This is a genomic window from Pediococcus ethanolidurans (assembly GCF_001437405.1).
Taxonomy (GTDB): domain Bacteria; phylum Bacillota; class Bacilli; order Lactobacillales; family Lactobacillaceae; genus Pediococcus; species Pediococcus ethanolidurans.
In genome coordinates this window covers 62442-74666 of the sequence record NZ_JQBY01000003.1, presented here as the reverse complement: position 1 = coordinate 74666, position 12225 = coordinate 62442, and the positions used below count along the sequence as shown (strand labels likewise).

14 protein-coding genes are annotated in these 12225 nt (G+C 36.7%); 4 read left to right on the top strand and 10 right to left on the bottom strand.

Annotated elements, in window-relative coordinates; translation table 11 throughout:
• Positions 1-32: 32 nt before the first annotated feature.
• Entirely contained in the window at positions 33-377 is a 345-nt protein-coding gene (locus tag IV87_RS01935) for a hypothetical protein (protein WP_057805220.1), read from the bottom strand.
• 349 nt (positions 378-726) lie between these two features.
• Between IV87_RS01935 and nagE the strand changes: the two genes are divergently transcribed.
• Entirely contained in the window at positions 727-2712 is a 1986-nt protein-coding gene (nagE, locus tag IV87_RS01930) for an N-acetylglucosamine-specific PTS transporter subunit IIBC (RefSeq protein ID WP_057805219.1), read from the top strand.
• 223 nt (positions 2713-2935) lie between these two features.
• Entirely contained in the window at positions 2936-3769 is an 834-nt protein-coding gene (gene msrA / locus IV87_RS01925; RefSeq protein WP_057805218.1) for a peptide-methionine (S)-S-oxide reductase MsrA, read from the top strand.
• Positions 3770-4019: 250 nt separating this feature from the next.
• On the opposite strand, the gene IV87_RS01920 is transcribed toward msrA, so the two are convergent.
• Both IV87_RS01920 and IV87_RS01915 read right to left on the bottom strand, forming a co-directional pair.
• Entirely contained in the window at positions 4020-4427 is a 408-nt protein-coding gene (locus tag IV87_RS01920) for a type II toxin-antitoxin system death-on-curing family toxin (RefSeq protein WP_082623492.1), read from the bottom strand.
• 1 nt (position 4428) lies between these two features.
• Complete coding sequence (locus IV87_RS01915) at positions 4429-4650, bottom strand: hypothetical protein (protein WP_057805217.1); 222 nt, start codon at positions 4648-4650, stop codon at positions 4429-4431.
• A 172-nt stretch (positions 4651-4822) separates the two neighbouring features.
• On the opposite strand from IV87_RS01915, the gene IV87_RS11360 reads away from it, so the two are divergent.
• On the top strand, positions 4823-5041 hold the full coding sequence (locus IV87_RS11360; RefSeq protein ID WP_082623495.1) for a peptide-methionine (S)-S-oxide reductase: 219 nt from the start codon (positions 4823-4825) through the stop codon (positions 5039-5041).
• An 81-nt stretch (positions 5042-5122) separates the two neighbouring features.
• Here the strand turns inward: IV87_RS11360 and IV87_RS01910 are convergent, their stop codons facing one another.
• The gene (locus IV87_RS01910; RefSeq protein WP_057805216.1) at positions 5123-5602 is read right to left on the bottom strand and encodes a GNAT family N-acetyltransferase; all 480 of its coding nucleotides are present in this window, start codon (positions 5600-5602) and stop codon (positions 5123-5125) included.
• 22 nt (positions 5603-5624) lie between these two features.
• Complete coding sequence (locus IV87_RS01905) at positions 5625-6170, bottom strand: TetR/AcrR family transcriptional regulator (RefSeq protein ID WP_057805215.1); 546 nt, start codon at positions 6168-6170, stop codon at positions 5625-5627.
• 188 nt (positions 6171-6358) lie between these two features.
• On the opposite strand from IV87_RS01905, the gene IV87_RS01900 reads away from it, so the two are divergent.
• Positions 6359-6610: a hypothetical protein gene (locus IV87_RS01900; protein WP_057805214.1), complete on the top strand. Its 252-nt coding sequence runs from the start codon at positions 6359-6361 to the stop codon at positions 6608-6610.
• A gap of 221 nt (positions 6611-6831) precedes the next feature.
• Here the strand turns inward: IV87_RS01900 and IV87_RS01895 are convergent, their stop codons facing one another.
• The 5 genes from IV87_RS01895 to IV87_RS01875 all read right to left on the bottom strand — a co-directional run bounded on the left by IV87_RS01895 (position 6832) and on the right by IV87_RS01875 (position 12214).
• Positions 6832-7377 (bottom strand): GNAT family N-acetyltransferase, encoded by a 546-nt coding sequence (locus tag IV87_RS01895; RefSeq protein ID WP_057805213.1) that lies wholly within the window; start codon positions 7375-7377, stop codon positions 6832-6834.
• An 89-nt stretch (positions 7378-7466) separates the two neighbouring features.
• The gene (gene rlmH, locus IV87_RS01890) at positions 7467-7946 is read right to left on the bottom strand and encodes a 23S rRNA (pseudouridine(1915)-N(3))-methyltransferase RlmH (RefSeq protein WP_057805212.1); all 480 of its coding nucleotides are present in this window, start codon (positions 7944-7946) and stop codon (positions 7467-7469) included.
• Between the two features lie 987 nt (positions 7947-8933).
• The gene (locus tag IV87_RS01885; protein WP_057805211.1) at positions 8934-10190 is read right to left on the bottom strand and encodes a S1C family serine protease; all 1257 of its coding nucleotides are present in this window, start codon (positions 10188-10190) and stop codon (positions 8934-8936) included.
• 110 nt (positions 10191-10300) lie between these two features.
• A complete protein-coding gene (locus tag IV87_RS01880; protein ID WP_057805210.1) occupies positions 10301-11104 on the bottom strand; it encodes an MBL fold metallo-hydrolase in 804 nt (267 codons plus the stop codon).
• A gap of 48 nt (positions 11105-11152) precedes the next feature.
• Entirely contained in the window at positions 11153-12214 is a 1062-nt protein-coding gene (locus tag IV87_RS01875; protein ID WP_057805209.1) for a two-component system regulatory protein YycI, read from the bottom strand.
• Positions 12215-12225 lie beyond the last annotated feature (11 nt).

Here is a 12225-nt window from a genome sequence, read left to right as displayed (position 1 = left end):
TCCGTTGACGCACCCGCATAAACAGAACACACTTATTCTCCGCCATTAATTAAAAATGCACATCGTTGCCAAGCCAAGTACAAGAAGTATTGTCGTGCGGTCGTGGTTAACTGCATCACAACCAACAAAACTACGTAATAATTATTCGGATAGTTTTCAAAGATAGTCCATAGAATCAATAAAACTGCAATAAACGAAATTCCCTGTAAAAAACGAGCCTGTTTGACCGTTTTAACCACACTTTTATCCTTAGTCATTACATCACTTATTTGTTCAAGCGTAAATTGCTTTTTAATTGCATTACTTCGTTTCTGAAGCATGTACCAAACTACTACAAGTGCAATAAAGATGACGATCATAATTCCAATAAATATCATATATTCTCCTTACTTCATAAATCTCGTTGTTAAAATCCATTATATCGCAAGTTACCTTAAATCTTCGAAATAAGCATTCGTTGCAACACACTTATCTTTCTTTTTAAACTTCAAATTAGCGTGCTTTTCATGATTTCAGAGCATCATCAGTTATTTTTTCAAATTTTATACCAATAAAATTTGAATCTCTATAAAGTAACTGATATCTTCTTTCAATCGGTATAGACCATATGCAATATTGACTGGTATAGCTGCTACACGGGTTGTGTAAGCGCTTGTTGAGGGTTTATTATGTAAAATGCATTATAGATTTATAATTTTTTCTATTTTTCTGAGGAGGAGTTTAGGTATGAAATCATATCTTCAACGCATGGGGCGTTCTTTACAACTGCCCGTTGCTGTTTTACCTGCCGCCGCGTTATTGGTTGGTGTTGGTCACTGGTTACCTGCAAAATGGGCCGTGGCACAATTCCTACAGGCCGGTGGTAATGCTATTCTTGGTCAACTTGCCCTTTTATTTGCGGTTGGTCTTGCACTTGGTATGTCAAAGGACAAAGATGGTGCTGCTGCTTTAGCCGGCGTCGTTGCTTACTTTGTTCCCGTTTCTGTTTTAGCACCCGCTTCAGTTGCCTTGTTAAAAAATATCAAGGTTACTCAAGTAGATCCATCTTTTAGTGCTCTCAGTGGTAATGTTTTTATCGGTATTATTGCCGGATTAATTGCTGCTGCGCTCTATAATCGGTTCCACGAAACCAAATTACCGATGGCCCTATCATTCTTTAGCGGTAAACGATTAGTTCCAATCATGTCCGCTTTAGTTATGTTATTTGTTACCGTGCTATTATTATTCGTTTGGCCACCGGTATATGAAGCACTTGTTGCTTTTGGTAAATTCTTCGTTGGTTTAGGTGCCGTTGGTGCTGGATTGTATGGATTCTTCAACCGACTATTAATTCCAACTGGTTTACACCAGGCTTTGAACTCAGTATTCTGGTTCAACGTTGCCGGAATTAATGATATTGGTAAATTCTGGGCTAACCAGGGTGTTAAAGGAATTACCGGTATGTACATGGGTGGTTTCTTCCCTGTCATGATGTTCGGATTACCTGCTGGTGCACTTGCCATTTATCGTAATGCCCGTCCTGAACGAAAAAAGGAGACCGCTTCTCTAATGATGGCCGGTGCCTTTGCTTCTTTCTTTACTGGTGTAACTGAACCTTTGGAGTTCTCTTTCATGTTCGTTGCATGGCCTCTATATGTAATTCATGCTGTTTTCACCGGTTTATCCTTAGGCTTTGCCGCCTTCATGCACTGGACAGCCGGATTTACATTTAGTGCTGGTTTAGTCGATTTCATTTTAAGTTCACGAATGCCAATTGCCAACGTGCCTTACATGTTATTAGTTCAAGGACTTGTCATGGCTGTTATTTATTACTTCGGTTTTAACTTCGCCATTAAGAAGTTCAATTTAATGACTCCTGGTCGTGAACCAGTTGAAGCTGGTGCGGACGAAGGTGTCGATGTGGCTATTGATACTGACGATAGTGATGATAAATACAGTATTCAAGCTAAAAAGATTTACACTGCTATTGGTGGCAAGGATAATATTACGGCCATTGATAACTGTACAACTCGTCTTCGATTACAGTTGAAAGATACTGACACAATTAATAAGGGCGCCATTAAAGGTGCTGGTGCGGTTGGTATCAATGTTTTAGATAAAGCTAACTTACAAATTGTCATTGGTACTGAAGTTCAATTTGTTGCTGATGCACTGACCAAACTTTATAAAGAAGGCGCTCCTGTCGGTAAAATTACCGATAATGCTGCTCCAGCTCAAGCAGCTCCTGCAAGTGAAGATATTAATTCTGGTGCTGTTGATACCTTCTATACACCAACCGCTGGTCAATTACTGGCAATTGAAGATGTTAACGATCCAACGTTCTCACAAAAGATGTTAGGTGATGGCTATGCTGTTGAACCATCAGATGGCAATGTTGTTTCACCTGTTGATGGTGAAATTGCAACGGTCTTCCCTACAAAACATGCAATTGGTATTAAAACTGATAATGGTTTGGAAGTCCTTGTTCATATGGGATTAGACACTGTTGAACTTAAAGGAAAACCATTTACAGTAAATGTTTCTGAAGGTCAAAAAGTTCGTCATGGTGATGTACTTGCAACTGCCGATTTACAGGCAATCAATCAGGCTGGTAAAGGTACCACAATGATTGTCATCATTACAAATATGCCTGCTGTAGGTTATATGAAATTTGATGGCCTTGCTCGCCAAGTCGAAAATGATGAAGAAGTTGTTAAAGTTACCTTGAAGTAAAAAGCTTCTTATCGAAATTAAGTTAATAAAGCAACACAGTAAAGACCGTTCTTCTTGAACGGTCTTTTATTATCCACATATTTACTGAATAAATAAACGTTAGCTGGTCGACAAACAATTAACTTTTTTTAAGTTAATTACGTTTTGAACTTCAAATCAAAAAAGATGCAATTCTGCTTTGATTCCTGCATAATGCTCTTGAAAAGTGAAAGGAGGACGCAAAATGAATTTCAATGAACAGGACATTCTTAGTGACGTTTACAACTTAATTTTAAACCCAGCAACCAGAAACTGGGAACGCGAACAACTACTGATAATGAAAAATGCGGTTGAAAATGGTGCACAGTTTAGTACAGAACTTGATCAACTCGAAGTTACTTTGCGTCCTTTAGCCTGGCGTGACAATCTGACTCCTGATGTGGCAGATTTTTATTCAAAAATAACTAACAATTCAAAACAAGCAACTGCATTTGACGTGGCAAAACATCAAAACTTAAGCAGTCCATATTATGAACGGGCAATATTTGCGGGTGGTTGCTTTTGGTGTATGGTTGAGCCCTTTGACACCAGGCCGGGAATTATCTCCGTATTGTCTGGTTATACTGGCGGTCATGTTAATAAACCAACCTATGAACAAGTTACCGGTCAGAAAACTGGACACGTTGAAGCCGTCGAAATTGTCTTTGATACTCGCCTGATAAAATATGCTGATTTAGTAGATATTTACTGGCAAATTACCGATCCAACTGATAATATGGGTCAGATTAACGACCGTGGGGATGAATACCGACCAATTATCTTTGTTGAAAATGCACAACAACAAAAGATTGCAGAAGCCTCCAAACAAGCATTAAGTAAATCCGGTAAATATAAACGTCCCATTGTAACTCAAATTTTGCCTGCAACTCAATTCTGGCCCGCAGAAAATTTTCATCAAGAATTTTATAAAAAGAATCCAGCTAGATACCAAAAGATGGAACATGCCCGGCAACAATATTTAGCGATGCAACATTTACGAGGGAAAATGCGAGTAAGTTTAAATAAATTAAAAAACTAAAATTAACAAATAACACGACTAAGTTTTTCACTTAAAGTCGCGTTATTTGTTTTCTATAATTTATTTAGCCTTTGAAATCTTCTCTAATCGATAAAGTTGTTCCCTATCTGGCTTGTGCTGCACATCTTTAAACATATAACCCATATGTGTTGATAAAAAAGTCATGCAGTGATAGAGGCCAGGATTTCAATTCGAGTTGCTTTCAGAAATAACTATTTTTTTCAAAGTTTCAATGATCAAACAGTCGGTATTATTTATTTTTGTGAATTTCTTGTAACCAATTAGCTATTTGTCGCATTGTTTCTTCGTTATCAGGAGAATTAGTAACTGAAAGTACGAAGTCGCCAGCCTGATTAACAATTTTATTGTTAATTAGTTGGTAATCATTCTGATTAATGAAATACAAGCTGGCCATCAAAGCTGTTCGCTTATTACCATCGACGAAAACATGTTTTTTCGTTATTTTTTGTAGAATAAAGGCCGCTTTTAACCAAATGGTTGGATACAGTTCATGTCCAAATACGACCTGGGCTGGTTGTTCAATAACAACATGCAAGGCTTCAACAGATTGGACACCGTAGTTGGTTCCACCAACAGTAAGGACAACTTGTTTATTTAGTTCAATAAGTTGTTGCGCCGTCAAGTATTTAATTTTCATATCATCGGTCCTTTAAATACTCAAGAACCGGTTTAAATTGATCAACAAATTCAGTAATATTTGTACGTTCTTTTTGATTTAGGTGATCAATTCGTTTAAAAATTAAATCACCATGCTCATTGACTGATGGTTTAAATTGGACATCGACTGGTACATTTAATTCACTTGGAACCGTAATGACAGTAGATTTAGCAACTTTGCGTGTTTTAACAGTTTTTGGCATGTGTCTCATTCCTTTCGTTAGCAGTAATTTAACACATGATTATGGCATATGCAAGATATATGCGAAATTTCAATTAGTTGTAGCGTTAGCGATTGATAGCATGGGGTAGATTAACTATCGCGGGGATTAATACCGACCAATTATCTTTGTTAAAAATACGCAATAACAAAAAATTGCAGAAACCTCCAAACACGCATTAAGTAAATTCGATAAATATAAACGCCCCATTGTAACCAAAATTTTACTTGTAACCTTATTCTGGTCCGCAGAAAATTTTCATCAAGAATTTTATAAAAAATTCAGTTCAGTTAGATACAAAAAGATGGAACGTGTACGGCAACAATGTTTAGCGATGCAACATTCACAACAAAGAAAATACGAGCAAGTTTAAATAAATTAAATTAAAAAGATTAAAGATCTGAAATTCAAAAAAACACGGCATAATTTTTAAGATCGTGTTATCTTTTATAGTTTATTCAGCCCTTGGGAATTTCTCTAATCGATAAAGTTGTTCCTTATCTGGCTTGTGCTGTCCATCTTTAAACATATAACCCATGTGTTGATAAAATGGTAATGCAGTGATAGAGGCCGGAATTTCAACTCGAGTTGCTTTCAAAAAATAGCTATCTTTTTCTAAAGTTTCAATGATTAAACGACCAATACCTTGATGTTGAAAATTAGGCAAAATAAAAATATCAAATAAACTGTATTCCGTGGTACTTCCCCAATATGACCCAATAGCACCAGTACCAATACTTCGATCCGCATCACAAAATACATAAAAATGGGTTTGTTTTGCTTTATCTATGAAGAATTGCGCATTCATACTTTTAATATCAGCTTCAATATATTCATGTGAATAATCTTTTCGATTTGAAATTCTCAGTGTTTTCGCAATCACCTTGGCAACATCATTGACATCCTCTGGTTTAAATAATCGATATGTAATCAAATACTTCATCTTCTTTTATAATTTATTCAAACATTGATTTTCTAAAGCGATCCACAAAAACGGCAATATTTTCATCTAGCTCATTCGTTAAAGACCAGCGAATAAAACTCATCACAACATCCGTACCAAGAAAAATCATAAAGTCTCGTGGAACTGAAAATTGTTGATCTACAGTTGCTAAATAGTTTGTCCATTCTTTTCGCAAAACAGTCTCAAAGCTTGCCTGAAGGTCACCTTCTTTTTCATGAACAGCAAATAATGTCAGTATTGCATGTTTATGTGCCACCAATTGTTGATAAACATCTAATAAAACCTTGCTACCTTGATCAGACATCAACTGTGAAATGCGTTCATGAATCAGGCCTTGAAACATTTGCGTGTACTCCGTCACCATTTTTTCAAGAAGATCATATTTATCAACATAGTGATTATAAAATGTTGACCGTCCTGTCAATGACTTTTCACAAATCTCGGCAACCGTGATTTTATAAAAAGGCTCTTGTTGCAGTAAATTCAAAAATGTAGTTTGAATATCTCGTTCTGTCTTAAATTTACGTTTCTCAACCATACCGTTTACTTCCCCCTATGATCAATTCAGTTTGAATCATTCACTTTCTAACAATTATAGACTAAATGTCCAAAACTGAACATTTTGCATTATATTATTTATGTTTATTTCAACGCTACGGGGTTATTCTGTTAGCCGTTGAGTAAGAAACATCAATCAACAAATTTGGAAGAATGAGGTGAATAAAAATGTATACTTGGACATTTTGGATCTTAGTTTGTTGGCTCGTTGTAAACGTTATTTGGATGTTTGCACAAATGGATAATCAATCCTTACTAAAAGTTTTCGCTTGGATCAATGTAATCGCAATTATTGGAGGATTTTGGGTTTTCTATGCCACAACTGCCCACGGATCACTTAATACTTGGTTCATCATTTTGAACTGGGTTAACGTGGTTCTTGCCATCTACCAATTTTATGCTGGTTACAAAAAAGATTAATTTTGAATAGAAGCATTAATTGATTCACAATTTTCTCGAACAAAACCCCGTGCTTGCATACAAATAAGCTCAATTCTTTTTGAGAATTGAGCTTGTTTGCTTGTTTTAATCGTCTCCTAGTAATAAATAGTATCGTTTGATCTACTTTATAAAACTCAAATCACTTTTAGCACGCCCTTGTGTAAAAAACACATTGTCATGAATAAAGTCATTTTTATTTTTCAAAGATTACCGATATGCTTCGCTGAGTGTTTAAAATTTTGGACCGTCAGTTCGTAAGTTGGATGTTGCAATCCTGTCGGTGCATAAAATTCAGTTCCAATATACTGAAATCCACATTTTTTCAGAACATTTCCTGATGCTAAATTATCAGGATGATGTCCCGCTGTAATTTTTTTGAGCTTTAACGTTTGAAAGGCATACTTTAGTACAGCTTGAACGGCCTCCGTCGCAAGTCCTTGATGCCACATTTCAGGTACCAGATGATAACCCAATTCATACACGGAACCCTCTTTATGCAATCCGCAGCAACCAATTAACTGATGATTCTTCAATTCAAATATTGGCCAATATTGAACTGCATCTTCTGCTTGTGATTGAATTTCCATCTGCAAACGCTGCTTGATATCGCGCTTTGTAAAGCCACTCTGACTGATGTAGTGGGTTACTTGAGGATCTCCCCACAATTGCTGAGCCAGTGATAAATCTTCCTTTTGCCAATATGAAAAGGCAATTCGTTTCGTTTTCAACCAATCTACCCGTGACATTCACAGACCTCCTTGCATTTCTTTTAGGCGCACTCTGAAACAGAACTAGTCTTAACTAATTTCAGTTAACACAACCTGACTAACCCATTTTACTTATGATACGGACTCCCTGCGTTAATCATGAACGCTCGATACACTTGTTCAACCAATACTAATCGCATAAGTTGATGGGGTAATGTAAAACGACCAAACGAAATGTGCGCATTCGCCCGTTTCATGACTTCAGAGCTCAATCCTAACGACCCACCAATCACAAATGTGAGATCAGAGTGACCGTACGTTGTTAACTGATCAATCTCCTTAGCAAACTCTTCTGATGATCGTTCCTTACCTAAGATCTCCAAACTGTAGACATACTCACGTTCTTTAATCTTATCTAGTATTCGTTGGCCCTCTTTTTCTTTGACCTCAGTCATCTCTGCGTCACTTAGAGATTCTGGAGCCTTCTCATCGGGGACTTCAACGATACTAAACTTACAGAATTTACTAAGCCTTTTTGCATATTCGGCAATTCCTTGCTTAAAATACTTCTCTTTGAGTTTTCCCACCACTACAAACTTGATGTTCATAAAAACACTCCTTTACACAAGTTATTCACAAAGTTATCCACAGGTTGATAACTTAAATTTCTATATATAGATGCTACATTTCCTTTACCACAACATGAGCTATTCACAAATTGTCAACAGAAAATTTAGTTATCCACTGTTTTCAACAGTAACACATGTTCGTATCCACAGGCTATAAACACCGCCATTTAGGCATTCACACCGTTCTTATTTTTGTGAAACAAATTTAGTCCACAGCTTTCGCCCCAACCTGTGGATAACTTTTTACCCCATTTCAAGTCTTATGCCGACCCGATTCAAGTCACTGCTCTAAAATGTCATTTGAGTTATTCACAAAGTTATCCACAGTTGTCCACAAATGTTTTTCACCCTTGATTTCTGATCTGAACAATCATTAATTCCTGATGGGGGCAATGTTCGTCTTTCCTCTTTAAAATTCCCGTTATTCCTTAAGAAAAACTTTAGAATATTTAAAATCATTCGGAACCACAATTCAGCAAAAAAATAAAGTGGATTTCTAAAAATAATCTAAAAACACGCAAAATTGCCATCTTTAGAAATTCTTATACATTTTCTGTGTATAATTCTACACCTCCTACCCACAATAAAAAACAACACAAAGATGTTTCTCTTGTACTTTCGCATTAAGGAACATGTTTAGTCATTGCCTGAAGGTTGAGAACATCAAAATTATTTCAATAACTGATGGTAAACAACTTAGCTTATAAAAAATAGTCTAGCTGCCGTCCTGTGGCTCATTTGGTCTGAAACGAGGTGCGAATTTCTTGCTGCTGATTTTTACAACAAGAATCGACATCGTATGAAGCATTGAAGTTTTCGACATGAAAACTAGCCCTTATGTGTAATAGTGGACACGAGATCAATCGTCTCCGGACTAAGAACGTTTGATACTTTTAAGTTTTAAATATGCCTAAAAAAGACGCCAGGTTTAAGCCTGACGTCTTCCATAGAATATTTAATTTTAACTTATTTTGCTTGTGAACTTAATGTACTTGTTGTTTCCGTTAAATGAATAGTGGCTGTTTTATACGTGCTTCCACGATACCAACCAATGGTTACCTTGTCACCAATCTTAAGTTTATAAAGCTTATCTCTTAAGGTAGCAACACTTGTAATCTTTGTACCATCTAACTTAGTTATAACATCATACTTCTTCAAACCGGCTTTACGTGCTGGTGAACCTACGTAAGTCTGATAAATTACTGCACCTTCAGTGACACTTGATGGTAACTTGAGAACTGATTTTTGTTGACTAGCTGTAATATCCGTTAAATCAATTAACGAAGCTCCTAATGCTGGACGGACAATCTTACCCTTAGTAATTAACTGATTGATAATTGTCACAACTTCATTTGAAGGAATTGCAAAGCCCATTCCTTCAACACTTGTACCAGAAGAACTGCTTGATAGTTTCATTGAGTTGATTCCGATAACTTGTCCAGCCAAGTTAATTAATGGGCCACCAGAGTTACCAGAGTTGATTGCAGCATCTGTTTGAATAACTGTCGCTTCGCCAGTTTCTTGACCAGATTCATTAGTCGTTGAAACTGTTCGTTTCTTTGCAGAAATGATTCCCTGTGTTAAGGACGTTGCGTAATCTGAACCAAGTGGTGAACCAATTGCTAAGGCTGTTTCACCAACTTTAATACTGTTAGAATCACCAAAACTTGCAACGGTTGAAACAACCGAAGAATTAATCTTCAAAACAGCTAAATCAGTCACAGAATCTTTACCCACAACTTTAGCAGAAACTTTCTTACCATTACTCATGATAATTTCAACAGCATTGGAACCGGAAATAACATGATTGTTTGTCACTACATAAGCAGCATTGCCACTCTTCTTATAAATAACACCGGAACCCTCTGCATAGGTTTCGAGTTTGCTGGAACTTGAATTGGAACTAGAACTTGATGAAGATTCACCGAAAATTGAACCGTATAAGCTGTTACTTGAACTTGAACTTTCCTTCTTTAAGTTAATAACCGTCACAACCGCATTCTTGATGCTGCTGTACGCCTTTTCAGACTGACTGCTGACATTAACCTTTACATTGCTGGTCTTTGTTGTTCCCGAACTGTTTGATCCACTCGGAACGGCAGTTGCGGTTTCGGCTTGCCGATTACTTAGATAGTTACCAACACCGAACGCAATTCCCCCACCAATTAAACCAGCAACTAACGCTGTAATAAAAATTGCCCATATATTCTTGTTTTTAAACATAGCTATACGCGATCAAATGATCGCTAAACCCCCTTTAGCTTATTTATTGTAACTGTTTTCATCATATCAGTAAATTGTGATGAAAATATGAATGATTTTAATAATTTTTTCTAAATTGCAGTTAAATTCGTTGCCTTTCCATGATCTGTGTCGAATAACTGAAAATCATGGCCAACTGCTAAATCTTTATTTTTCATCATTGAAGCTACCGTTAAATGAGCAAGTTCCTTCATATTATTGTGCAAACTTAGATGACCGAGAAAAATCTTTTTCGTATTGTAGCCCATCACGTCCATTAACGCGTTGGCACCATCTTCATTAGATAAATGTCCATGGTCACTCAAAATTCGTTGTTTTAATGGCCATGGGTAGCCGCCCATACGCAACATCTCAACATCGTGGTTTACTTCAAACAGATAAGCATCTGCATTTTCGATTTGTCCTTCTACTCTTTCAGAGACATAACCCGTATCCGTTAAAATGACGAATGTCTTGCCATTGTGATGAAATTCATAAAACTGCGGTTCAGCCGCATCATGTGACACAGCAAAGCTTTCAACATCAATATCTCCAAAGGTTTTAGTCTTGCCAACTTCAAAAATATTTTTCTTTTCTTCTGGGATTGGACCAATCTTAGGTTCTATCGCACGCCAAGTTCCCTGATTAGCATATAAATCAAGATTATACCGGCGTGCCAAAACACCAGCACCTTTGATATGGTCAGTATGTTCATGGGTAAGAAAAAGTGAATCAACGTCAGCTAAATCACGACCAATACTGTTCATGAGACCTTCAATTTTCTTGCCACTTAAGCCAGCATCCACCAACATTTTATGTTGGGGTGTTTCAATATAGGTCACATTGCCAGTACTGCCACTCGCCAAAACACTAATTTTCATGTCGTCATCACTCATGTATTTCCTTACCCCTTATTCTAACTATATTTAACTTCAATTAACCATTTACTGAACTTCAGATGAAGCTGAGCTACTGCTTGTACTACTTGTTTCACTTGAACTGGTTGCATTAGCACTGGTACTAGAGCTAGTGGCTGAACTGCTACTGTATGCTCTTCTAGTTGTTTCACGCACACTAGTTTGTGTGCTCGATTCAACCGCGCGTTTAGAACTTGAAACCGCCTGACTCAACAAACTATCATCGTTTTCACTGCTGCTTGATTCGATTGAACTAGTATTCTTACTACTTGAAGTTGATTCAACCTGTGTATTGTATTTCATAATTACACCAGTGAAAGCATTAATTCGATAATACTGAAGGGCTGTACTGCCTTTACCATGGACCGCAATATACCAAGTTGGTACATAAACGGACCCTTTTTGAATACTTAATAATCTCGTATATCCTAAACGTGCCCATTTAATCACAGACTCATTAGGCACCTCATTATACTGATAAAGCCAAATAATTGCACGTTCTTGGCTTATTGTATCTTGCTTTTCACGAAGCGGATTAGCATCTGTCAAATACCCCTGGGTGTAACCCACTACTTGATTACTACTATTTAACTTAAAGCGAATTTGACCAGATTTCGAGAAAATTCGTTGACCAGATACAATTTGAGTATAAATAATTTGGCTAGCCGTCGAGATTTTTTCATCATATTTATAATGTTTTCCATTGGCAATTTGATTACTGTCATTTACAACCTGATCCAATGTTTTGTCTGGATTCTGTTTATCTATCGTTATTGGTGTATTAAACGTACTGATAATCTCACCACTAACCATTTTGGCCGACTGAGCACTTAACGCTTCCATTTTTTCCTTCAGCTTTTTATTACCAGAAGTTTGAGTAGAAATATAATATCCCTGACCCTTTTTGTTGGACGGCTTTGCAAACGTAATCGAATCGTCACGCATTTCTTTCAAAATAGTTGTATTATGACTCGTTCCTTGTGAAGTTGAATGAACATCAGAATTGTTTTGAAAAAAGGAGATGACTAAAAAGATATCCAGTGCCGCAAAGGCTGTTAAAAATATTAATTCAATTCTTTTGAAATCCACGCGTTCTCATC

Excerpts from the sequence above, each read along its gene's own strand:
- IV87_RS01935 (WP_057805220.1), bottom strand. The coding sequence starts at position 377 with ATGATATTTATTGGAATTATGATCGTCATCTTTATTGCACTTGTAGTA.
- nagE (WP_057805219.1), top strand. The coding sequence starts at position 727 with ATGAAATCATATCTTCAACGCATGGGGCGTTCTTTACAACTGCCCGTT.
- msrA (WP_057805218.1), top strand. The coding sequence starts at position 2,936 with ATGAATTTCAATGAACAGGACATTCTTAGTGACGTTTACAACTTAATT.
- IV87_RS01920 (WP_082623492.1), bottom strand. The coding sequence starts at position 4,427 with ATGAAAATTAAATACTTGACGGCGCAACAACTTATTGAACTAAATAAA.
- IV87_RS01915 (WP_057805217.1), bottom strand. The coding sequence starts at position 4,650 with ATGCCAAAAACTGTTAAAACACGCAAAGTTGCTAAATCTACTGTCATT.
- IV87_RS01905 (WP_057805215.1), bottom strand. The coding sequence starts at position 6,170 with ATGGTTGAGAAACGTAAATTTAAGACAGAACGAGATATTCAAACTACA.
- IV87_RS01900 (WP_057805214.1), top strand. The coding sequence starts at position 6,359 with ATGTATACTTGGACATTTTGGATCTTAGTTTGTTGGCTCGTTGTAAAC.
- IV87_RS01895 (WP_057805213.1), bottom strand. The coding sequence starts at position 7,377 with ATGTCACGGGTAGATTGGTTGAAAACGAAACGAATTGCCTTTTCATAT.
- rlmH (WP_057805212.1), bottom strand. The coding sequence starts at position 7,946 with ATGAACATCAAGTTTGTAGTGGTGGGAAAACTCAAAGAGAAGTATTTT.
- IV87_RS01885 (WP_057805211.1), bottom strand. The coding sequence starts at position 10,190 with ATGTTTAAAAACAAGAATATATGGGCAATTTTTATTACAGCGTTAGTT.
- IV87_RS01880 (WP_057805210.1), bottom strand. The coding sequence starts at position 11,104 with ATGAGTGATGACGACATGAAAATTAGTGTTTTGGCGAGTGGCAGTACT.